Annotated in this window: 24 protein-coding genes and 1 pseudogene; 4 read left to right on the top strand and 21 right to left on the bottom strand. The window is 64.5% G+C overall.

All coding sequences use genetic code 11. The features are described 5' to 3' along the window. Positions 1-326 precede the first annotated feature (326 nt). Both EO094_RS01405 and htpX read right to left on the bottom strand, forming a co-directional pair. Positions 327-1,799, bottom strand: a complete 1,473-nt coding sequence (locus EO094_RS01405) for an RsmB/NOP family class I SAM-dependent RNA methyltransferase (protein WP_128290571.1) — start codon at positions 1,797-1,799, stop codon at positions 327-329. A gap of 269 nt (positions 1,800-2,068) precedes the next feature. Then, positions 2,069-3,070 carry a zinc metalloprotease HtpX gene (gene htpX / locus EO094_RS01410; RefSeq protein WP_128290572.1) on the bottom strand — a complete coding sequence of 334 codons (1,002 nt, stop codon included), beginning with the start codon at positions 3,068-3,070 and terminating at the stop codon, positions 2,069-2,071. Positions 3,071-3,494: 424 nt separating this feature from the next. Here htpX and EO094_RS01415 point away from each other — a divergent pair, with 424 nt between their 5' ends. Both EO094_RS01415 and EO094_RS01420 read left to right on the top strand, forming a co-directional pair. Then, a complete protein-coding gene (locus EO094_RS01415) occupies positions 3,495-5,558 on the top strand; it encodes a methyl-accepting chemotaxis protein (RefSeq protein WP_128290573.1) in 2,064 nt (687 codons plus the stop codon). A 100-nt stretch (positions 5,559-5,658) separates the two neighbouring features. Further along, positions 5,659-5,919 carry a DUF1674 domain-containing protein gene (locus EO094_RS01420; protein ID WP_425455819.1) on the top strand — a complete coding sequence of 87 codons (261 nt, stop codon included), beginning with the start codon at positions 5,659-5,661 and terminating at the stop codon, positions 5,917-5,919. 22 nt (positions 5,920-5,941) lie between these two features. On the opposite strand, the gene EO094_RS01425 is transcribed toward EO094_RS01420, so the two are convergent. Together EO094_RS01425 and EO094_RS01430 are read right to left on the bottom strand one after the other, a co-directional pair. Next, positions 5,942-6,391, bottom strand: coding sequence for a hypothetical protein (locus EO094_RS01425; RefSeq protein WP_128290574.1), 450 nt, complete (start codon positions 6,389-6,391; stop codon positions 5,942-5,944). A gap of 37 nt (positions 6,392-6,428) precedes the next feature. Further along, positions 6,429-6,662 carry a DUF4160 domain-containing protein gene (locus EO094_RS01430; protein ID WP_164879511.1) on the bottom strand — a complete coding sequence of 78 codons (234 nt, stop codon included), beginning with the start codon at positions 6,660-6,662 and terminating at the stop codon, positions 6,429-6,431. A 161-nt stretch (positions 6,663-6,823) separates the two neighbouring features. Here EO094_RS01430 and EO094_RS18370 point away from each other — a divergent pair, with 161 nt between their 5' ends. Beyond that, a complete protein-coding gene (locus EO094_RS18370; protein WP_164879512.1) occupies positions 6,824-7,282 on the top strand; it encodes a thermonuclease family protein in 459 nt (152 codons plus the stop codon). A 69-nt stretch (positions 7,283-7,351) separates the two neighbouring features. On the opposite strand, the gene EO094_RS01440 is transcribed toward EO094_RS18370, so the two are convergent. The 7 genes and pseudogenes from EO094_RS01440 to EO094_RS01470 form a co-directional block, all read right to left on the bottom strand. Further along, complete coding sequence (locus tag EO094_RS01440) at positions 7,352-8,044, bottom strand: TPM domain-containing protein (RefSeq protein WP_128290577.1); 693 nt, start codon at positions 8,042-8,044, stop codon at positions 7,352-7,354. 9 nt (positions 8,045-8,053) lie between these two features. After that, a complete protein-coding gene (locus EO094_RS01445) occupies positions 8,054-8,794 on the bottom strand; it encodes a TPM domain-containing protein (RefSeq protein ID WP_128290578.1) in 741 nt (246 codons plus the stop codon). Between the two features lie 126 nt (positions 8,795-8,920). Further along, a pseudogene (locus EO094_RS01450) lies at positions 8,921-9,508 on the bottom strand (LemA family protein); the annotation flags it as partial. 123 nt (positions 9,509-9,631) lie between these two features. Continuing rightward, the gene (locus tag EO094_RS01455; RefSeq protein ID WP_128290580.1) at positions 9,632-10,039 is read right to left on the bottom strand and encodes a hypothetical protein; all 408 of its coding nucleotides are present in this window, start codon (positions 10,037-10,039) and stop codon (positions 9,632-9,634) included. A gap of 11 nt (positions 10,040-10,050) precedes the next feature. Beyond that, on the bottom strand, positions 10,051-11,298 hold the full coding sequence (gene rlmN / locus EO094_RS01460) for a dual-specificity RNA methyltransferase RlmN (protein WP_128291753.1): 1,248 nt from the start codon (positions 11,296-11,298) through the stop codon (positions 10,051-10,053). Positions 11,299-11,401: 103 nt separating this feature from the next. After that, entirely contained in the window at positions 11,402-11,899 is a 498-nt protein-coding gene (locus EO094_RS01465; RefSeq protein WP_092813112.1) for an invasion associated locus B family protein, read from the bottom strand. A 212-nt stretch (positions 11,900-12,111) separates the two neighbouring features. Next, complete coding sequence (locus tag EO094_RS01470; RefSeq protein WP_128290581.1) at positions 12,112-12,489, bottom strand: YkvA family protein; 378 nt, start codon at positions 12,487-12,489, stop codon at positions 12,112-12,114. 127 nt (positions 12,490-12,616) lie between these two features. Between EO094_RS01470 and EO094_RS01475 the strand changes: the two genes are divergently transcribed. Continuing rightward, positions 12,617-13,402: an SDR family NAD(P)-dependent oxidoreductase gene (locus EO094_RS01475; RefSeq protein ID WP_092813117.1), complete on the top strand. Its 786-nt coding sequence runs from the start codon at positions 12,617-12,619 to the stop codon at positions 13,400-13,402. An 81-nt stretch (positions 13,403-13,483) separates the two neighbouring features. Here EO094_RS01475 and EO094_RS01480 read toward each other — a convergent pair whose 3' ends face one another. The 10 genes from EO094_RS01480 to EO094_RS01525 form a co-directional block, all read right to left on the bottom strand. Continuing rightward, positions 13,484-13,951, bottom strand: coding sequence for a hypothetical protein (locus EO094_RS01480; protein WP_128290582.1), 468 nt, complete (start codon positions 13,949-13,951; stop codon positions 13,484-13,486). Then, positions 13,938-14,192 carry a hypothetical protein gene (locus EO094_RS01485; protein ID WP_128290583.1) on the bottom strand — a complete coding sequence of 85 codons (255 nt, stop codon included), beginning with the start codon at positions 14,190-14,192 and terminating at the stop codon, positions 13,938-13,940. Before EO094_RS01485 ends, EO094_RS01480 begins: the two co-directional genes overlap by 14 nt. Positions 14,193-14,525: 333 nt before the next feature. Next, the gene (gene sdhA, locus EO094_RS01490; protein ID WP_128290584.1) at positions 14,526-16,373 is read right to left on the bottom strand and encodes a succinate dehydrogenase flavoprotein subunit; all 1,848 of its coding nucleotides are present in this window, start codon (positions 16,371-16,373) and stop codon (positions 14,526-14,528) included. A 1-nt stretch (position 16,374) separates the two neighbouring features. Beyond that, the gene (sdhD, locus tag EO094_RS01495) at positions 16,375-16,749 is read right to left on the bottom strand and encodes a succinate dehydrogenase, hydrophobic membrane anchor protein (RefSeq protein WP_128290585.1); all 375 of its coding nucleotides are present in this window, start codon (positions 16,747-16,749) and stop codon (positions 16,375-16,377) included. Between the two features lie 12 nt (positions 16,750-16,761). Continuing rightward, positions 16,762-17,157 (bottom strand): succinate dehydrogenase, cytochrome b556 subunit, encoded by a 396-nt coding sequence (sdhC, locus tag EO094_RS01500; RefSeq protein WP_128290586.1) that lies wholly within the window; start codon positions 17,155-17,157, stop codon positions 16,762-16,764. A 163-nt stretch (positions 17,158-17,320) separates the two neighbouring features. Further along, the gene (locus EO094_RS01505; RefSeq protein WP_128290587.1) at positions 17,321-17,539 is read right to left on the bottom strand and encodes a DUF1737 domain-containing protein; all 219 of its coding nucleotides are present in this window, start codon (positions 17,537-17,539) and stop codon (positions 17,321-17,323) included. After that, positions 17,536-18,405, bottom strand: coding sequence for an HpcH/HpaI aldolase/citrate lyase family protein (locus EO094_RS01510; protein ID WP_128290588.1), 870 nt, complete (start codon positions 18,403-18,405; stop codon positions 17,536-17,538). The genes EO094_RS01505 and EO094_RS01510 overlap by 4 nt, the downstream gene beginning before the upstream one ends. A gap of 101 nt (positions 18,406-18,506) precedes the next feature. Beyond that, positions 18,507-19,388, bottom strand: coding sequence for a 3-hydroxybutyryl-CoA dehydrogenase (locus EO094_RS01515; RefSeq protein ID WP_128290589.1), 882 nt, complete (start codon positions 19,386-19,388; stop codon positions 18,507-18,509). 150 nt (positions 19,389-19,538) lie between these two features. Continuing rightward, positions 19,539-20,483 (bottom strand): electron transfer flavoprotein subunit alpha/FixB family protein, encoded by a 945-nt coding sequence (locus EO094_RS01520; protein WP_128290590.1) that lies wholly within the window; start codon positions 20,481-20,483, stop codon positions 19,539-19,541. An 11-nt stretch (positions 20,484-20,494) separates the two neighbouring features. Then, positions 20,495-21,244 (bottom strand): electron transfer flavoprotein subunit beta/FixA family protein, encoded by a 750-nt coding sequence (locus EO094_RS01525; RefSeq protein ID WP_128290591.1) that lies wholly within the window; start codon positions 21,242-21,244, stop codon positions 20,495-20,497. Positions 21,245-21,286 lie beyond the last annotated feature (42 nt).

Raw genomic sequence — 21,286 nt, forward strand, 5'->3', positions numbered from 1 at the left:
AAGGGTGATTTTCCCTTCGTTTCAACCCATTGTCCTGCAAAGGAAAATCGACCCGAATAGACCTCTTCCGCGATCGTCGGATCGGCGGTTCGGAGGTCGGGTGGGGCAATCAAAAGCTGTGATCTGCTGCCGCCACCAATGAAAGCGGGTGTTCCGATGAGCGTGCCCAAGCGGAGACGGCGGCTCACGCGTTCGGCGCGTGAGAGCGTCAGCCTCCATCGGTCGCTCGAGGCCAGGGGTGCCATATTATTGGCGCGTAACGGGGTTTGCGATTCTTGGCAAGCGAGGCGGGAGGCCCGGAAACCGCGCGCCCACTGCTTTTTCGCTCAATTGAGCCGCCGCCAGCGGGCGGCGAAGAAGCCGTCGACGCCGCGAAGATCGCCACCAAAGGCCATTCCAGGCAGCGAGCGGAAGAAACCCTCAGGCGTGGAAAAGTCCTGAAGCTCGGGGAATTCCGCGGTCTTGAGCGGCATCGGCTCGAACATGTCGTGGCTCTTGGTGAAGATGTGGGCCTGCTCCTCGCCCTCCTCGGGCTCGAGAGAGCAGGTGGCATAAACGAGAATCCCGCCTGGTTTCAGCCAGTTAGCGGCCTGTGCCAGCATCTTTTGCTGCAGTTCGCGCAGCGTCACGATGTCGTCTTCGCGCTTCGTCCAGGGCAGATCCGGATGCCTGCGAATGGTGCCGGTCGCCGAGCAAGGTGCGTCGAGAAGGATAAAATCGAAGGATTCCGCGGGCTGGAAGGAAAAAACGTCAGCCTCGGCGAATTCCGCCGAGAGACGCAATCTTTCAAGATTGCCCTTGAGCCGGCGCATACGCGAGGCGGATTTCTCGACGGCCGTCACGAGAGCACCGGCGGCTGCAAGCTGCGCTGTCTTGCCGCCGGGTGCGGCACAGAGGTCGGCGACGCGCTTGCCCGAGATATCCCCGAGGAGACGCGCGGGGATAGAGGCGGCCGCATCCTGCACCCACCAATCCCCGCTGTCGTAGCCGGGAAGTTTGGAGACGGTGTGGAGACGATCGAGACGGATGCTGCCATTCGGCAGAAGATCGCCCGACAAACGTTCCGCAAGGGCGGCGGGATCTGATTTCGCCGTGAGATCGAGCGGGGGCGCGTCGGCATGGGCGGCGAGGATCGCGGCGGTGCGCTCCGGACCCCAGTTCTTTTCCCAGCGCGCGATCATCCAGTCGGGCGCGCCGTTCACTGAAGCCGCAGAGGCCAGGATCTCGCCCCGCTCGCGGGCGATGCGCCGCAGCACGGAATTGACGAGCCCTTTGGTCTTGGCCGTGCGCCGGTCGCGGCCGGCCGCCGTCACGGCGAGATTGATCGCCGCATGGTCGGGAACGTCGAGATAAAGGATTTGCGTGGCACCAAGATGCAGGAGGGCGGAGAGGCGGTGGGCCTTCTCGTCGAGAGGGCGCTCCAGGCGCTTTCGGATGGCATCCTCGATGGCGCCGCGGTGGCGTAGCGCCGCATCGAGGATCGCCCGCACCAGCCCCTTGTCCTGCGCCGACAAGGCACGAAAGCCCGGCGCGCCGCCGGCCTCCAGAAGAGGACCGAGCGGAGAGCCGTCGCGCACCACTTTGAGGAGGATGGCGGTCGCGGCATCGCGCGCGGCAAGGCCTGGCGGGCCCGGCTGCGCCGTGCCCCTTCCACTAGCCTTGGCGCCCGTCTTGCCGCTGCTCTTGCTTGCGCCTTTGCCAGCGCCAGAGCGATGCGGCCGTGCTCCGGATGCGGCGCGGCTTTCCTGCGTGTCGTGCGGTTCGCGGATATCGCGACGCGCGCCCTCGTCAGCGCTCATGAGCGGCTCGCCGATTCTTTGTCGTCATTCTGTCTTCCTAACCGCGCGACCAGCACTTGGCCATCGCCGCATCGCAGCTCTGCGGCAGGGACGCCGCAAAGCGACGGCGCCACCCGGGGTGGCGCCGTTCAAATCTTCCCTCTGCCTGTCGCATGCAGGAATGGTCAAAAGATGGTGGTGAAGGCGAGCTCAGCTATCTGTTCTCGCGTTTGTCTCCGCGCCGCGTCAGCACGCACGCGGCTTTGGCGCCCATCTGAGTTCCAGACACCTCAGCCCCAGGGACCACGGCGTTTGCGACCGGTCTGCGGCACCGTGCCGGAGCTCGGGCGGCTCGTGCCGACGGAACCCCAGGGGCCGGAAGGGCCACGCGCGGCGGGGCCGGGCTCCCTTGCGGGGCGGGAGGATTGGCGCGGAATGGCCGGCCCGCCGCCGCCTGATGCCATCTCCTGCAAGGCGGCGATGCGGTTTTCCGTGGACGGGTGCGTGGAGAAGAGGTTGTCCATGCGCGCACCCGACAGGGGATTGATGATGAAGAGATGCGCGGAGGCGGGATTTTGCTCCGCGCTCATCATCGGGCGGCGTTTGGCCGAGCCGGCGATCTTGCCGAGTGCGGAGGCGAGCCAGAGCGGATTGCCGGCGATCGCCGCCCCATCGCGGTCGGCAGAATATTCGCGCGTGCGCGAAATCGCCATCTGCACGAGCATTGCGGCGAAGGGCGCCGTCAGCGCGGCGAGGAGCACGCCGGCGAAGCCGAAAGGCGAATTGTTGTCGCGCGAGCCGCCAAAGAAGAGCGCGAAATTGCCGAGCATGGAAATGGCACCGGCGAGCGTCGCCGTGATCGTCATCGTCAAGGTGTCACGGTTCTTCACATGCGCGAGCTCATGCGCCATGACGCCCGCCACCTCTTCATGGCTGAGCTGCTGCAACAGGCCGGTCGTCGCGGCGACGGCCGCATTTTCCGGATTGCGTCCGGTGGCGAAGGCGTTCGGCTGGTCGCTGTCGATGAGATAGACTTTCGGCATGGGCAGATCGGCGCGCTCCGCAAGCTGGCGGATCATGCCGACGAAATCGGGCGCCGAACGTTCGTCGACCTCATGCGCATTGTGCATTTTGAGGACGAGCTTGTCGGCGTTCCAATAGGAAAAGAGGTTCATGCCGGCGGCGAAGAGAAAGGCGATGAAGGCACCTCCGGAACCGCCGACGAGATAGCCGACGCCCATGAAAAGGGCGGTCAGGGCGGCCAGCAACATGGCCGTCTTCATCATGTTCATCGTCTTTTTGCTCCGACCCACAAATGGCGTGTCTGCATATTTTGGGTGTCGATGAGCCGGCTTCAATCCGCAACTCCATTAAGGCGGAGAAAGCCATGTCGACTCAGCTTCTTAAGCCGTCATCGTACAGTCATCCCGGTCTCCAGAGGGCGCGTTTGTCGGTTCTCCTGCCCAATTTTGCAGCATTCGAGGCGCGCCTGAAAGGCCTCGGTGATGCTTCGGATTCCCTTCCGGAAGAACTCTCATGCAACGTCACGCAAGCCCGGCACCAGTTATCTTGTGAACGTTGCCGCCGTTGCAGGGCCTGTTTCGGACGAATTGGCAGGGCGGAGCAGGATTCCGGCAAAGACGCCGGACGCGGGCTCGCCGCAAATTTCACGTCCGTCTCAGAGAAAGTCCTGCAACATCACCTTGAGGGGGTTACATGTCGAAATTTCGGTCGATCGGGTTACGGCTCGCCCTGGCGAGCGTCGGCCTTATCGCTTTTCTTTTAATCGTCGGGATCGCCACGATCTCCACTTTCGTCACGAACTCGGTCAACGAGCTGGCGACGCAGCGGCTGGAAGAGACCGGGCAGGCGCAAGCGCAGAATGTGCGCAGCCGGCTCGGCGGAATGATGCAGACCGCCAAGACCCTCGACAGTTCGGTCGAGGCGTTGATGGAGACGGGGTATCGTGAACGCTCCGGCGCAACGCGGCTCCTGGAGCAGATGATGGAGCGGGATGCCGCTCTCGCGGGAGCCTGGCTCGTGTTTGAGCCGAACCTCTTCGACGGACGCGACGCAGAGCTGGCAGGCCAGGCCGACGTCAAGACGCAGACCGAAACCGGCCGCTTTGCACCCTATTACTACAATTACGGTTCCGGCTTGCAGGCAACGAGCGCGGGAAAGACCGATCTGCCGTGGTATCAGGAGCCTTTCCAGAGCGGCCGTGCCTTCATGACGGACCCGACGATCTACACGATCGACGGCAAGGACATCATGCTGGCTTCGGCCGCGTTTCCGCTCGAGGTCGACGGGAAGACGGTCGGTGTGGCAGGTGTCGACATCGAGCTTTCGGGTCTTTCGAAGGAATTTGGCGCGATCCATCCTTATGATGTCGGCCATGTGCGCCTCGTGTCGCATGGCGGGTTGTGGACGGCGACGGACGAAGCAGAAAATCTCGGCAAGTCGGTCAGCGACACGGCGCCGGAGCTGGCGGCCGGGATTGATAAAGCTCTGAGTGAGGGAACCCGTCAGCTCGTGCGTGACGAGGCCGGTATCCTTCACGTCATCGTGCCGACCCCGATCCAGGATTTCGGGCGCAATTGGGCGGTCATCGTCTCCGTGCCGGAGGCCGTGATCATGCGCCCGGCGCACCAGCTGTCGCAATGGCTCGTGATCGGAGGATTGGCGCTGGTGGTGCTGCTTGGGGCGGTGCTTGCGCTTCTGACGCATCGCATGATCCGCCGGCCGCTGGCACGCAGCGTCGGCACGATCCGCGCGCTTCAGGACGGGCATCTCGATACGCCGATCGTCGATACCGACCGTGGCGACGAGATCGGTGACATCAACCGCGCCCTTTCCGATTTCAAGGCGAGCATGATCAAGGCGGAAGAACTTGCCGAGGCGCAGGCCCGCGAGCGTGAGCTGCGCGAACAGCGGGCGAGCCGCATCGAGGCGCTCAACGGACGGTTCGATCAGGCGGTTTCGGGGGTTCTCGAAACGGTCGGGGCCTCCGCCACGACACTCAAGCTCACCGCTCAGAACATGTCGGCGATCGCCGAGGAAACGAGCAGCCAGGCGACCACCGTTGCTGCTGCTTCCGAACAGGCCTCGACGAATGTGCAGACCGTCTCGGCCGCGGCCGAGGAATTGTCGTCGTCCGTTCAGGAAATTGCCCGTCAGGTGCAGCAATCGACCGATATGGCGAAGACGGTGAGCGACAGTGCCGAGCAGAGCCGCGGCGTGGTGCAGGGGCTTGCCGCCTCGGTGAAGAAGATCGACGAGGTCGTGCACCTGATCGCCGATATCGCCAATCAGACGAACCTGCTGGCGCTCAATGCGACGATCGAAGCGGCGAGAGCCGGCGAATCCGGCAAGGGCTTCGCCGTCGTCGCCGCCGAGGTGAAAAGCCTCGCCACGCAGACGGCGAAAGCCACGGAGGATATCAGCCGGCAGATCGGCGACGTGCAGGCCGGGACCGGCAGCGCCGTGGAGGCGATCGAGAATATCGTCACCGCGATCCGGGAGGTGAGCGAGGTCACCGTCGCGATCGCCGGATCGGTGGAAGAGCAGAATGTCGCCACCCAGGAGATCGCCCGCAACGTTCACGAGGCGGCATCCGGCACCCAGGAGGTGTCGAGCACCATCGTCGGCGTGACGCAGGCGGCCGGCGAGACGGGCTCCGCCTCCGGCCAGGTGCTGTCGGCGGCCGAGGAGCTCAACCTGCATGCCGGCTCGCTGCGCGCCATGGTGCGCGAATTCCTTGAGGATGTGCGCGCCGCATAAGGGACGGCACGTCGCCTCACCGAAAAGATCTCCGAAGCAATCCCGGTCGGTCGAAATGACCGGCCGGGATTGCTAGATATCGCTCAGTGACGAGGCGATGATGACGGAGACGACGATGAACGAGGCGTCGAAGAAATCCTCCGAGGAGGACATTCAGGCCGAAACGGCGGCAACGCCGCGGCGCGAGCTCCCGGAGGCCGCCAAACGGGCGCTCGCCGAGGCCGAAGAGCGCCGCAGACAAGAGGCCGAGGCGCGCTCGGCCGCCGAGGCGGCGCGGGCAAAGGAGTTCAACGGCGGGGAGGGCCCAGAGCCGGTGCGCTTCGGCGATTGGGAACGCAAGGGCCGCGCGATCGATTTTTGACGGGCTGATCAGGGCGAATTGATCAGGGGGAAGGCGGGCCGGCGCGTTTGCCGGCTTCAAAGCCGCGACAGGCGAGGGCCACGACGCGGGGGATCAAACTCTGCGAGGCGACATAGCCCTGAATGGCTCGCAGACTGCGGCCAAGCTCGGCCGCGGCTGCGTGGCGGGTAAGATTGTTGCGCCTCAGGAATGCTTCGAAATCGGCGCCGGTCATCTGCTCTTCCGCGAGGCGTTCCACGCTGGTGGCTGGCATGTCGATCCGGCCGCCGTCCCATTCGAGCGTCTCGCCATCATCGGCAAGAACGACGCCGGCAAAAAGGGCGGGGTCGTCGCGAAGCGGCGCATAAATTCTGAACTGGCCGATCAGCGGGGAGAGGTCGATGATCTCCGAACGGCCCCGGCGCGAGCCTTCCGCCCAGGCCACGGACACGCAGAGACGCTCAAGCGGACGAATGCCCACAAGGCGGGGCATCGGCCGCGGATCCCGTGCGGGAGCCTGAGGCAGGGGCTCAATCGCGCTCATTGTATTCGGCCCATTTCGTCATCAGCAGCGGTTTGTTCCTTCGTGCCCATTCCAGCGCTTCTTTCGTTGCGCCCGCAGGGGCTCCGCCGCGGGTGATCCGCAACGAACGGATATCGACGACGCATGACCAGCCATTTCCCTTCAGATGAAAATGCGGGGGAAGATGGTCATCCGCATAGATCACCAGCTTGCAGGCCGCAAAGCCCTGAACGGTCGGCATGTGCGAACCCAATATATGCAATGATTGCATATTTTTCCAGACGGAAGGCGGGGTCCAGAGCCTTCGGTGTCGCGGGCTTCAGGCTCGACTGCTGCAAGCGGCGGGCACCCCCAAAGCCGCTCGCATATTGTCAATTAACCGGCATCCGCTATTATAGGAACATGTTCCTATTGCGATTCGCCCTGTCGATTTCGGTTCTTTTCTCGACGGCCCTGCCGGCTGCGGCGGGTTCCGAGCTGCCGGGGCTCTACCGGGCGGTGGTGGAGCGGGTCGTCGACGGCGATACGCTGGCGGTGCGGGCGACGATCTGGCTCGACCAGGAGGTGCGGGTGCTGGTGCGGCTGCGCGGCATCGACGCGCCGGAGCTGCGTGCGCGTTGTCTGGCGGAAAAGTTGCAGGCTCTGGCGGCGACGGATGCGCTCGCCGCGCTCGTCGCCGATCCCGCCGTCACCTTGAGCGAGGTGGAGGGCGACAAATATGGCGGGCGTGTCGTCGCCGATGTGCGCGATGCGAAGGGCCGCGATCTCGGCGCCCTGCTGCTGCAGGAGGGGCTGGTGCGGGCCTATGCCGGCGGCCACCGGGACGGGTGGTGCGGAAAGCTGTCGCTCAAGGCGGACTGAACGCGTTTCAGCGCGGGTGTGCGATGGGGCGGCGGCCTGGGCCGGCCGCCCCGATCTCTGGCGTCGGGCTCAGACTTCGACGAGCTTGTCCGGCAATTCGTTCGGGTTTTCCCGGCCCGCCGGAATCTGCTCTTCGAGGATCTTTCCGCAGGCGGTGATTGCCTTCACCAGGCCGTCGGCCAGGGCACCCTTGCGGCTGTCCTCGATGAGCTCGGCCACGATTTCGTCCCAGACGCTCTGGTCGACATGGGCGTCGATGCCCTGATCGGCGATGATCGCCGCATAGCGCTCCGCCAGCGACACGAAGATCAGGATGCCGGTGCGGCCGGCGGTTCCGTGGAGATTGTGGGCCATGAATTGCTGCATGGCATGACGCTCGGCGCGCTGGCGGCGGACGAATTCCGGCACCAGGAGGGGCCGGAGCGACGGCAGCGAGGCGAGGAGCCCGAGAAGGATCAGGAGGACGATCTCGCCGGCGGCGACGACGCGGGCATCGAGGGCGTCGCCCCAGAGGTCGTGCGATTGCGCGAGCCATTCATTGCCGGGCGCAGGCGCCGTGAGCCAGGCTTCGGCGAGCGGGTAGAGGAAGGCGACGGCAATGCCCGCAAAGAGCGCGGCAAGCGCCGCCCACAGAAGCGGGATGAAGCGATAGCTGTCGCTGGTTTCCGCGGCGACGGCAAAAATCTCGCCGGAGGTGCCGCTTTCGGCCGACCGGATCGCTTCGGCGATGCGGGCGTGTTCGGTGGGGTCGAGAATGGCCATGTCCGTCTCCTACCAGCTGCCCGACGAGCCGCCGCCGCCGAAGGAGCCGCCGCCGCCGGAAAATCCGCCGCCGCCGCCACCGAAGCCGCCGCCGTAATTGTTGAGGCCCCCGACAAAGCCGCCGGTGCGGCGGCGGCCCTTTCCGCGCGGGCCGAAGAGGCCGGAGAACATGATGATGAAGAAGACGGCCAGGAAGATCATCGTGAAGATGGTGGGGCCGATGTCGCCCTCCGGCACGCGTTCCTTGGCGCGCTTGACCCAGGCCTCGCGGTCGCCGCCGAGGACGGCGACGATGTCCTCGACGCCGCGCTTGATGCCGCCTGGGAAATCGCCCGCCTTGAAGCGGGGGATGATCGAGCCTTCGATGATGAGTTTGGAGATCGCGTCGGTGAGGGTGGGCTCAAGGCCGTAGCCGACCTCGATCCGCACCTGACGCTCGTTGGGCGCGACGAGGAGAAGGACGCCGTTGTCCTTGTCCTTCTGTCCGATCTGCCAGGCGCGGCCGAGATCGACGCCATATTCTTCGATGGAGCGCCCGTCGAGAGAGGGGACGGTGGCGATCACGAGCTGGTCGGAGGTTTTCTTTTCGAGATCGTCGGAAAGGGCGACGAGCTCCGCCTCTTCGGTGGGCGAGAGGAGATCGGCCGCATCGACGACGCGGCCGGTGAGTTTCGGGAAATCCTGGGCGGCGGCCGGCGCGATGAAGGCCGGCGCGACGAGGATCAGAACAGCAGCAAAAAGGGCGCGCAAAACGTCTCTCGTCTCAGATCAGTTGCCGGTGCCGGTGGCGGGTTCGTTGGCCGGCTGATTCTCGTTGGCCGGGGCGGTCTCGTTGGCGGGGGCATTGAAATTCACCCCCGGCGCGTTGCTGCCGCCGAAATCGACCTGCGGGGCGTTGGCGTTTTCGGGTGCGGTCTCGAAATTCGCCATCGGCTCGTAGCCGGAATAAAGCGTCATCGCCCAGAGCCGGCCCGGAAACGTCTTGAGCTCGGTGTTGTATTTGCGGACGGCCTCGATGTAGTCGCGACGCGCCACCGCGATGCGGTTTTCCGTGCCTTCGAGCTGCGATTGCAGCGCCAGAAAATTCTGGTTGGATTTGAGATCGGGATAATTCTCGGTGATGGCGAGAAGCCGGCCGAGGGCGGCGCCGAGTTCGCCCTGCGCTTCCTGATAGCGGCGCATGGCTTCCGGATCCGTCGGATCGACGTTGAGATTGGTCTGCGTCGCCTTGGAGCGGGCCTCCACGACGGAGGTCAGGACGTCTTTTTCCTGACGGGCAAAGCCCTTCACGGTCTCCACGAGGTTCGGGACGAGATCGGCACGGCGCTGATACTGGTTCTCGACCTGGCTCCAGGCGGCCTTCGCCTGTTCTTCGTAGGTCGGGATGGTGTTGACGCCGCATGAGGCGAGAAAGATGGCCACGAAGCCGATGAGAGCGACGCGAAGGCCGGTGAGCGGGCGCATGAAAACCTCCGGTGAATGCGGGCGAAAGGTAGTGCCGTGTGCCCGAGGCGCAAGCGATAATCGCGGGCAATCTGGCCGAAAAGCGAGGATTTGCCGCGGATCGACCCGGCCTAGCCCCCCAGCCTAGCCGCCGGCGTGGCGCCCGGCGAGAAGCCAGTAGACGAAGGCGCCGACCGTGCCCGCGGCGGCGAAGATCGCAATGTCGGAGAATTCGGACGCCGGCGGGCCGGCAATGCCGAGGATGGTCGCGGCCGAACCGACCACTGCGCCGAAGACGAGATGCAGGATGAGCGAGCGCCAGCCGAAGCTTTCCGCAAACAGGATCATCAGGAAGGCCGGGATACCGGCGACGGCGCCGACGACGAAGGCGGCGAAGAAGGAAATGAGCGCCGCCTTGATGGCGTAATCCTGAAGCGCCTCACCGGGATGAAGCTCCGGCGGGACGGAGAAATAGAGGACCGCCGCCGCCGCCCAGCAGGCGGCGATGAAAGCGAGCGGTATGAGGAGGATGATCCGCCAGACCCGGGCCATGCCGGTGGCGCTCAGCCTTCCGCTGCGAGCGCCGGCGCTGTTTCGCGCTCACGCTTCTTCAGACGCTCGCTGGCGCTCTTCAGCTGGCCGCAGGCGGCGAAGATGTCACGCCCGCGCGGCGTGCGGATCGGCGAGGCGTAGCCGGCGCGGTTCACCACCTCTGCGAAACGCTCGATCTGGTCCCAGTCGGAGCATTGATAGGGGCTGCCGGGCCAGGGATTGAACGGGATGAGATTGATTTTCGCCGGGATGCCTTTGAGGAGCCGCACGAGCTCCTTCGCCTCGGCGAGCGAATCGTTGATGCCCTCGAGCATCACGTATTCGAAGGTGATGCGGCGGGCGTTCGACAGGCCCGGATAGGCGCGGCACGCATCGAGAAGCTCGGTGATCGGCCATTTGCGGTTGATCGGCACGATCTCGTCGCGAAGATCGTCGCGCACGGCATGGAGCGAAATCGCCAGCATGCAGCCGATTTCCTCGCCGGTGCGGAAAATGCCCGGAACGACGCCCGAGGTCGACAGGGTGATGCGCCGCTTCGACAGGGAGAGGCCCTCGCCGTCGGAGGCGATCAGAAGCGCGTCGCGCACATTCTCGAAATTGTAGAGCGGCTCGCCCATGCCCATCATGACGATATTGGAGACGAGACGGCCTTCCGTCGGCACGATCGCGCCCTGCGGCGTCGCAAGATCGGGAAAATCGCCGATGCGCTCGCGTGCCACCAGGATCTGCGAGACGATTTCGCCGGGGGTCAGGTTGCGCACGAGCTTCTGCGTGCCGGTGTGGCAGAAGGTGCAGTTCAAGGTGCAGCCGACCTGGCTCGACACGCAGAGCGTGCCGCGGCCTTCTTCGGGGATATAGACGGTTTCCACATCGACCGGGCGGCCCGCTGTCGGGCCGGGACGATCGGCGCCTTGCGCGGGAAAGCGCATCAGCCATTTGCGCGTGCCGTCGACGGAAATCTGCTCGGAGACGATTTCCGGGCGGACAATGGCGAATTTGTCGTCGAGTGCGGCGCGCAGCTCCTTGCCCATATTGGTCATGGCATCGAAGGAGGTGGCGCCGCGCAGATAGAGCCAGTGCCAGAGCTGGTTGACGCGCATGCGGCGCTGCCGTTCCGGCACGCCGATTTCGCCCAGCGCATCGGCGAGCTCCGCGCGGCTCAGGCCGACGAGCGAGCGGCGGACGGCGGAAGCATCCGTGGAAAGCGGCTGTGCAGACGCGTCGAAGCGCGGCGCAGCCGCGGGTGTGGCAAGGCTCATATCGTTCATGGCGGTGTCGAAGGTGGGTCTTAGCACAGGCTCATGCAAACGAAAACGGACCGCCCGCAGGACGGTCCGCTTCGAAAATCTCGGCTTGTGGCCGTTATTTACATTCGGAAGCGACCTTGTTGCTCGCCGCCGTCACCCCGGAAAGGGAGAATTGATAGCTCGTCTCGTTGCCGCGGCGCGATGTGCCGGTCACCGTCATCTGGCGCCCGCTCTTCATCGCCGCATAGAGCTGCGGCTCCTCGGCCTCGTTCAGAAGCCAGGCGCTGTCGCCCTTGGTGAACATCGTGAACTTCTTGCCGTCGATGTCGACGGTCACCGTCGACTTGTCCTCAAAGGCGTAGCCGACGACGAAATTCGCCTCATGGCCGATGTTTTCAGCCGGACTTGTGCGCACGAAGAAGGCGACTTTGCCGTGATTGAGATTCGACGGCATCTCCTTCTTCGGAGTTGAGTGGATGAAGCAGACGGTGCCCTTGTCGCCCGGATAGCTCCAGGCCGTCCAATCGTTGAACTGACCCAGCGAATTCGGCGTCTGAGCGAAGGCTGCGGTCGCGACGATCAAAAAGAGGCTCGTCAGAAATGTCCTTAGCATGCCTGTCCCGCAATCGATGGTTTCTACGAAGCCGCGCCGCATCGGCGAGGCGTCGGTCGTGATGGTCGCTCTAGAGATGCGTCATCGTGGTTACTAAATCATGAACCGAGCGTAGGCCACAGGCGAAGCCTGCCGGCATCCGTTCGACCGGCTCGATGCCGGGAGTGTTGTTTGGGAAAAAACGGCCAGATTTTGACGGAGGGGGCGTTTCCTCAGGCTTCGGCGCCCACTTCTTCCTCAAGTGCCGTCGTTGCGGCGGTGCGATGCTCCTCGCGAATGGAGGAGGAGACGGCGGCCAGCGCTGCAGCCAGAACCGAGGCGTCGTCGAGAAAACCAAGGCCGACGATGAAATCCGGCACGAGATCGAAGGGGGAGACGAAATAAGCGAGGGCTGCGACCACCGTCAGCTTGGCGCGTGTCGGCGTGCGCGGATCGAGCATGGCGTAATAGGCCGACACAACTTCGTGCATGAAGGGAATCGTGCGCAGCGCCTTCCTGACCGTCGGCCAGAACCGGCGCTTGATTTCCGCTTCCTTGTCGGCCGCATCCTCCGGGCCGAGAATCTCGATATCAGGTACCGTACGTGGCATCTGGCGCTCCCATCTGATCGTGTTCAATTGGGGCGCGAGTGGTCCTTTCGCAAGACGCGGGGCTTGGCTAAGAGGAGGCTGAGCGAGGGAGAAGAGCCCGCCCGGCGGGTTTAAAGGGGAGGACAGAATGCAGCTCAATTCCGATATCGCAGCGATCGTGACCGGTGGGGCTTCAGGTCTCGGCGAGGCGACGGCACGCATGCTCGCCCATCAGGGCGTGCGGGTGACGATCTTCGATATGAACGAGGAGCGCGGCCGGATGACGGCGGGCGACATCGCCGGAACGTTCGTGCCGGTCGACGTGACCGATGCCGCAAGCGTCGCGGCGGGCTTCGAGGCAGCGCGCAAGGCGCATGGCGTGGAGCGCATCCTGGTGAATTGCGCCGGCATCGCGCTCGGGCGCAAGACGCTTGGCACCGACCGCAAGACGGGCGAGCTCAAGGCGCATGACATGGCCTCGTTCCGCAAGGTGGTGGAGGTCAACCTCATCGGCACCTACCAGATGATCGCGCAATCGGTTCCGGAGATGTCGCAGTTGCAGCCGATCACGGCGGACGGCTGCCGGGGCGTGATCGTCATGACCTCTTCGGTGGCGGCGACGGACGGGCAGATCGGCCAGGCGGCCTATGCCGCCTCAAAGGGCGGCGTTCTCGGCATGACGCTGCCGGTCGCGCGCGACCTCACCGAATACGGCATTCGCGTCTGCGCCATTCAGCCCGGCGTGTTCGAGACGCCGATGGTCTCCGGCATGCCGGAGAAAGTGCGCGAGAGCCTCGCCGCCGGCGTGCCGTTTCCGAAACGTCTCGGCCAGGCGCACGAATATGCGCATGTCGTGAAGTTCATCTGCGAGAACGATTATATGAACGGCGAATCGATCCGCCTCGATGGAGCGATCCGCCTCGCGCCAAGGTGAGGGGGCGGGTGCAGACGCTTGCACCGGCGAAAGCCGGTGCGGTTGTCCGGTGTGATTTGCGCGGTGGATGGGCAGGTCAGCTTACCGCGTCCGCAAGACGAGGAATGCTGCAAACGCCCGCTTTGCTTGAGCGGGGACCCTATCGAACCTGTCCAGCACAGCTTCTGTCTGCTCGATATCAAGCAAAACGTCAGATTTGTAGAAGCTTTCGCTCGGATCGTAATCGGCAATTTGCCGTTTCTCCTGCATTGCGACGAAGCGCAGTGCAAAGTCCTGCAATTCTTGCGGAAAGCCAACTAACGCAGATGTGTTGTTGCATCGGCTTTTCGCCGTTCCGTGATCGAGTGCGCGATAGGCCTGAAGCCAAGCGGCATCGCTGCGGGCCGACCCGGTTCCACCGATAAACAGATCCGCAGTTGTCTTCGCCAGGGTGTGAAAGAGCGCGTAATAGACCGAGCTGGTGGCGCGTCTCAGATTCGCCTGGCGCGGCTTGCCATGGCCAGATCGGGTGAGATCTCGCGCAGTTTCGAGCAGGTCACGCGGCTTCACCCATCAGACCCTTCGCCTCGTTGCGTGCGATGAACGAAAACAACGGAAACCCGAACTCGCCAAGGTCGCGCAGCTTCGGAAGGATATGACGTGTCAACATCGATAGCTTGCCTGCGTCGACGTCCTTGGCGTGTCCGTCGAAGATCACATCGATCCGGATGAGATCGTCGCCGTCGCGACCGCTTTCCTCCCGCACATTGATCTGCACGATCCGCATGTCGGCGAGTTCAGTCGCGAACACGTCCTTCACAAGGTTGCGTATGTCGCTGCCCCTGAACTTATGCGGCATGGCAAGTAACCTGCACTGACAAATATCTATATGTGTACGTTACGCCGTTCTCTAGGCGCCGACAATGAGAAACCCGCGCGACGAAACAGGCTGGCGAAGGGCGGCTGGTCGATATTTGGCTCGCTCTGCGCCGAATAACTCCGCTTTGCTTGGGCCCCCGCTGACGGATGATCGCGGTCACGCTCGGATGGTGCCGAAGGCCTTCCTGCCGCAGGTAAGCTTTGCTCTGGCCATAAAAAAGGGGCGCCGGAGCGCCCCTTTCGCGAACTTTGATGTCGGGCGGCGTCAGTAGACGCGCTTCTTCGGCTCGATATAGGGCACGTCGTTCGACATCGTGTAGGTGTGCACCGGCCGGTCTTCGAGGCGCACCGTGTGGGCGGCTTCGTCGATGAAGGCGAGGCTGTGCTTCATCCAGTTCTGGTCGTCGCGCTCCGGGAAATCCTCACGCGCATGGGCGCCGCGGCTTTCGTGCCGGTTGGCGGCCGCTTCCATCGTCACCACCGCCTGGGTGATGAGGTTCTGGAATTCCATCGTCTCGACGAGATCGCTGTTCCAGATGAGGGAGCGGTCGGTGACGCCGATGTCTTCGGCGCCGCGCCAGACTTCGTCGATCAGCTTGCGGCCTTCCTCGAGCACCGGGCCGTCGCGGAAGACGGCGCAGTTCGACTGCATCACCTTCTGCATGCGGTCGCGCAGCGCCGCCGTCGGCGTGCCGCCCTTGGCGTAGCGGGCGCGGTCGAGGCGGGAGAGGGCGAAATCGTCGGAGCCCGCCGGAAGATCCGGATGGCGCTCGCCGGGGCTCACCGTTTCGGCGCAGCGATCGCCGACGGCCCGTCCGAAGACGACGAGGTCGATGAGCGAGTTGGAGCCGAGGCGGTTGGCGCCGTGGACGGAGACGCAGGCGGCCTCGCCGACGGCCATCAGGCCCGGCACGACGGTATCGGGATCGCCGCCGACCTTGGTCAGCACTTCACCGTGATAGTTCGTCGGCACGCCGCCCATATTGTAATGGACGGTCGGCAGGACCGGGATCGGCTCCTTGGTGACGTCGACGCCGGCGAAGATCTTTGCGGTCTCCGAGATGCCCGGCAGGCGCTCGTGCAGGACGGCCGGGTCGAGATGCTCGAGATGCAGCTCGATATGGTCCTTTTCCTTGCCGACGCCGCGGCCTTCGCGGATCTCGATGGTCATGGCGCGCGAAACGACGTCGCGGGAGGCGAGATCCTTCGCGGACGGGGCATAACGCTCCATGAAGCGCTCGCCTTCGGAGTTCGTCAGATAGCCGCCCTCGCCGCGCGAGCCCTCGGTGATGAGGCAGCCGGCGCCGTAGATTCCGGTCGGGTGGAACTGCACGAATTCCATGTCCTGGAGCGGCAGGCCTGCGCGCAGCACCATGCCGTTGCCGTCGCCGGTGCAGATATGCGCCGAGGTGCAGGAGAAATAGGCGCGGCCGTAACCGCCGGTCGCCAGAATCGTCTTATGGGCGCGGAAGCGGTGAATGGAGCCGTCTTCCAGGCAGAGCGCGATGACGCCGCGGCACTGGCCCTCGTCCATGATCAGGTCGATGGCGAAATATTCGATGTAGAATTCCGCCGAATGCTTCAGCGCCTGGCCGTACATGGTGTGCAGCATGGCGTGGCCGGTACGGTCGGCGGCGGCGCAGGTGCGCTGCGCGGTGCCTTCGCCGAAGCGGGTGGTCATGCCGCCGAAGGGGCGCTGATAGATCTTGCCCTCTTCGGTGCGCGAGAAGGGCACGCCCCAATGTTCGAGCTCGTAGACGGCTTTGGGCGCGTTGCGGCAGAGATATTCGATGGCGTCCTGGTCGCCGAGCCAGTCCGACCCTTTGACGGTGTCGTACATGTGCCAGCGCCAGTCGTCCTCGCCCATATTGCCGAGGGCCGCCGAGATGCCGCCCTGGGCGGCCACCGTGTGCGAGCGGGTCGGGAAGACCTTGCTGATGCAGGCGGTCTTGAGGCCGGCCTGCGAGGCGCCGAGTGCGGCTCTGAGACCCGCGCCGCCCGCACCGATGACGACCACGTCGAAGGCATGGTCGATGATCGGATAGGCTTTGCCGTTTTGTTTGGGGGCGCCTGTCGCGCCGTTCGATTGTCCGTTCTGGCCGTTGGTCGCCAAGTCAGCCTCCAAGGGCGATGATCAGGATGGAAAGGATGCCGAGGATGGCCATCCCGTAGGTGAAGAGGGTGTTGGCGAGATAGCTCAGCACCTTCAGACCTTCGTGGTGGATGTAATCCTCGATCACCGATTCCATGCCGATGCGCATGTGCAGGGAAAGATTGAAGGTGAGGCCGATGAGGATCGCCGCGATGAAGGGATTGGCGACGCGGTCATGGGCCGTCTGGTAATCCGCCCCGATGAGCGAGGCGAGGATCAAGAGGAAGGCGAGAACCAGCGGGATGTTGGCGAAAGCCGTGATCCGCTGCTGCATGAAATGGCCGGTGCCCTCCTTGGCGGAGCCGCGGCCGCGGGCTTTTGCAAGCGGTGTGCGCATGACGGGGCCTTTCTAGAGGGCGAGGAGGATGACGATCCACAAGAGCGCGGTGAGGCCGACGGAGCCAGCGAGCGAAGCCCAGGCGAGCTTCTGCGTCACCGGCTTCTCGTAGCCCGCGCCCGTGTCCCAGATGAAATGGCGGATGGCGCCCATCAGATGCTGCATGAGCACCCAGGTGTAGCCGAAGAGGACCAGCCAGCCGAAGGGCGAGCCGAAAAACCAGGTCGCCCAGCCATAGGCTTCCGGCCCCAAAGCGAGGGCGACGATCCAGCCAATGAAGAAAAGCGAGCCGATATAAAGGCCGATGCCGGTGATGCGGTGCAAGATCGAGGTGACCATGGTGATCGGCCAGCGGTAGATCTGCGTGAAGGGCGACAGCGGTCGCTGTCGTTCAGTCAAATCTTTCATCGAACGCTCCTTGGCCCCTTCATAACGTGCCGATCCTGCGTTGCAAACGCGTCGGTCGGATAATGCTCATGCATGCCATGCATGCGACGAATGGCTTTGCACCGGCGCGGGAAAGCAAACTCCGCCGCGCCAAGACATGCTGTGCTCTTTGCGCGGCCGTTCATCAATAGTCGCTCAAGCGAAAATTCTCAGCGGTACTTTCGGCCTGCCAGTCGCCGTCGGCCTCCTTGACGATCGCCTGGGCGCAGATCGTGCGCTTCGCCTCCGTGTCGAAGGTGAGGGCGGGCGAGCCGTGCAATTGCCAGCCGGCGTTGAGGGCGGCGGAGACGCGCTTGCAGAAGGCGGCGTCGTCGGGGCCGGTGAGAAGACGGTAGAGCTTCATGCTGGATCTCTGTCGGCGATTGCACGCGCTCTGGCAAGCAGGCTTTCCGCGACATGTAAATGCAGCCTTTCGACCATGCGCCCTTCGATGCCGATGGCGCCCTTGCCGGCATGTTCCGGGCGGGCGAAGGCTTCGACGATCGCCTCGGCTTCGGCGATCTCTTCGGCGCTCGGGGCGAAGATGCGGTTCGCCGTGTCGATCTGGCGGGGATGGATGAGGCTCTTGCCGTCGAAGCCGAGGGCGCGCGCCTGTTCGCATTCCGCTTCAAGGCGGGCGTCGTCGCCGAAATCGTTCAGGACGCCGTCGATGGCGACGAGCCCATAGGCGCGGGCGGCGGCGACGACGCTCATCATCCAGGGCAGGAAGGCGCCGCGGTCCTGGGCCGGACGCACACCCGTCTCCTTGGCGAGATCGTTGAGGCCGAGGACGACGCCTTTGAGCGGCAGTTTTTCGGACGAGGAGGCGATGTCCGCGAGGTTGAGGAGCGCCTTCGGCGTTTCGATCATCGCCCAGAGCGAGATGCGGTCGAGCGCGTCGGCCTGGTCGAGGGCGTCGGCGACGCGCTCCAGATCGGCCGCGCTCTCGACTTTCGGGATGAGGAGACCCTCAGGGCGCGCGGCAAGCGCGGCGAGAAGATCCTCCGTCGCCCATTCGCTCGCAAGACCGTTGATGCGCACGATGACGGGCGCGGAAAAAGGCTCGGTGAGCGCCTCGCGCAGGGCCTCGCGGGCGTCTTCCTTGCTGTCGGGGGCGACGGCGTCTTCGAGATCGACGATGATGGCGTCAGCGGCAAGGCCGCGCGCCTTGGCGAGCGCCCGGGGCTTGTCGGCCGGAACGTAAATGAGCGAGCGGAAGACAGGCGGCATGGGTCGTCTCCGAGAATTTTGTCCGGTTGGATGAGGGGCAGCAGTCCGGCCGGCGGGTGCGGCCCGCGATCAGTCCCGAGCCGCGCGCGAGATGGCGGGCCTCAGCGGGTCGGGACCGGCTCGTCGCTGCGGTAATCGTAGAAGCCGCGACCCGCCTTGCGGCCGAGCCAGCCGGCCTCGACATATTTCACCAGAAGCGGGCAGGGGCGGTATTTGGAATCGGCGAGGCCCTCGTAGAGCATCTGCATGATCGACAGGCAGGTATCGAGACCGATGAAATCGGCAAGCTGCAAGGGGCCCATCGGATGGTGTGCGCCGAGCCGCATCGCCGTGTCGATCGCCTCCACATTGCCGACGCCTTCATAGAGCGTATAGATCGCTTCGTTGATCATCGGCATCAGGATGCGGTTGACCATGAAGGCGGGAAAATCTTCCGCCACCGCGATCTTCTTGCCGAGCGAGGTGACGAAGCGCTTCGCCTCCTCGAAGGTGGAATCTTCCGTCGCGATGCCGCGTACGAGCTCGGCGAGCTCCATCACCGGCACCGGATTCATGAAATGCATGCCGATGAAGCGTTCGGCGCGGTCGGTGGCGGCAGCGAGCCGGGTGATCGAAATCGACGAGGTGTTGGTGGCGATCATCGCCTCCGGATCGAGGATCGGACAGACCTCGGCGAAGACCTTGCGCTTCACCGCCTCGTCTTCCGTTGCCGCCTCGATGAGAAGATCGGCCGGGGCCAATCCTTCGACGCCCTTGGCGGGACGCACGCGGGCGAGCGCCGCCTGACGCTCTTCTTCGCTGATGCGGCCGGAGGTGCGCTGGCGGGCGAGCGTGCCTTCGAGCGTGGCAAGCCCCGCCTGCAGCCGATCCGGCGAATTGTCGTGCAGAATCACATCGTAACCGGCCAAAGCGCAGACATGGGCAATGCCTGCGCCCATCTGGCCTGCACCGACTATGGCGACCGTTTTGATCTCATCCGCCATGGATCATCTCTGTTGCTGGCGCTTGCGTTGAATATTGAACAAGCTTCGGGAAAGGGGAAGTGGTGCGTCGCAACATTTTCCGTGTTGAAACGGGCCCTTCTCGACGCAGGGAAGGGCCCGTCACTGAAGGTTACGGGGCCACGATCTAGATCACGCGCCGGCCTTGTCGAGTTCGGCGGTGAGTTCCGGCAGGGCCGTGAACAGATCTGCGACGAGGCCGTAATCGGCGACCTGGAAGATCGGCGCCTCCTCGTCCTTGTTGATCGCCACGATGACTTTGGAATCCTTCATGCCGGCCAGGTGCTGGATGGCGCCGGAGATGCCGCAGGCGATGTAGAGATCCGGGGCCACGATCTTGCCGGTCTGGCCGACCTGCCAGTCGTTGGGGGCATAGCCCGCATCGACCGCGGCCCGGCTTGCGCCGACCGCCGCGCCGAGCTTGTCGGCGAAGGGAAGCATCACCTCGTCGAACTTTTCCTTGGAGCCGAGAGCCCGTCCGCCGGAGACGATGATCTTGGCGGCGGCGAGCTCCGGGCGTTCGCTTTCCTGGATCTTGGCGCTGACATAGCGCGATTTGCCAGGATCGGCTGGGGCCGACACCGTCTCGATCGGCGCTTCGCCGCCCGCTTCGGCCGCCTGGAAGGCGGAGGTGCGCACCGTGACGACTTTCCTGGCGTCTTTCGCCTTCACCGTCTGGATGGCGTTGCCGGCATAGATCGGGCGCTTGAAGGTGTCGGACGCCACGACCTCGATGATGTCGGAAACCTGCATCACGTCGAGGAGAGCGGCGACGCGCGGCATGACGTTCTTGCCGCTCGTCGTGGCGGGGGCGAGGACGGCGTCGTAATCGCCGGCAAGGCCCGTGATCAGATCCGCCATCGGCTCGGCGAGATGATGGGCGAGCGCCTCGTCTTCGGCGAGAAGCACCTTGGCGACGCCCGCAAGCTTCGCCGTCTCTTCGGCCGCCGGGCGCGCATCCTTGCCGGCCACGAGAATGTGAACGTCGCCGCCCATTTCCCTGGCGGCGGTGAGTGCCTTGGCGGTCGCCTCGTTGAGGCTCTGATTGTCGTGTTCTGCGACGAGTAGAATGGTCATTTCGCGATCCCTCAGAGTACGCCCGCTTCGTTCTTGAGCTTTTCGACGAGTTCGGCCGGGGAACCCACCATGACACCGGCCTGGCGCTTGGCCGGCTCGCGCGTCTCCACGACTTCGAGACGCGGAGAGAGGTCGACGCCGTAATCGTCGGCCGTCTTTGTGTCGATCGGCTTCTTCTTCGCCTTCATGATGTTGGGAAGCGAGGCGTAGCGCGGCTGGTTGAGGCGCAGATCGGCCGTCACCACCGCCGGCAGAGCGATCGAGAGGGTCTCAAGACCGCCATCGATCTCGCGGGTGACTTCCGCTTCCTCGCCCTTGATCTGAAGCTCTTTCAGGAAGGTGCCCTGCGACCAGCCGAGAAGCGCCGAAAGCATCTGGCCCGTCTGATTGCAATCGTCGTCGATCGCCTGCTTGCCCATGATGACGAGGCCGGGCGCCTCGGCCTCGACGATGGCCTTCAGGATCTTGGCGACGGCGAGCGGCTCCACCGTGCCTTCCGCCTGGACGAGGATGCCGCGATCGGCCCCCATGGCGAGCGCCGTGCGGATCGTCTCCTGCGCCTGCGAGGGACCGACGGAGACGATGACGATCTCCTCCGCGCTGCCCGCCTCTTTGAGGCGAATGGCTTCTTCGACCGCGATCTCGTCGAAGGGGTTCATCGACATCTTCACATTGGCGAGGTCGACACCGGAGCCATCGGCCTTGACGCGCGCCTTCACATTGTAATCGAGCACCCGCTTGACCGGGACGAGAACTTTCATCAGGCAACCTCCGTTGTTTGCCCCCGGTTAGCGTTGCTCACC

The organism is Afifella aestuarii (assembly GCF_004023665.1).
Classification (GTDB): Bacteria; Pseudomonadota; Alphaproteobacteria; order Rhizobiales; family Afifellaceae; genus Afifella; species Afifella aestuarii.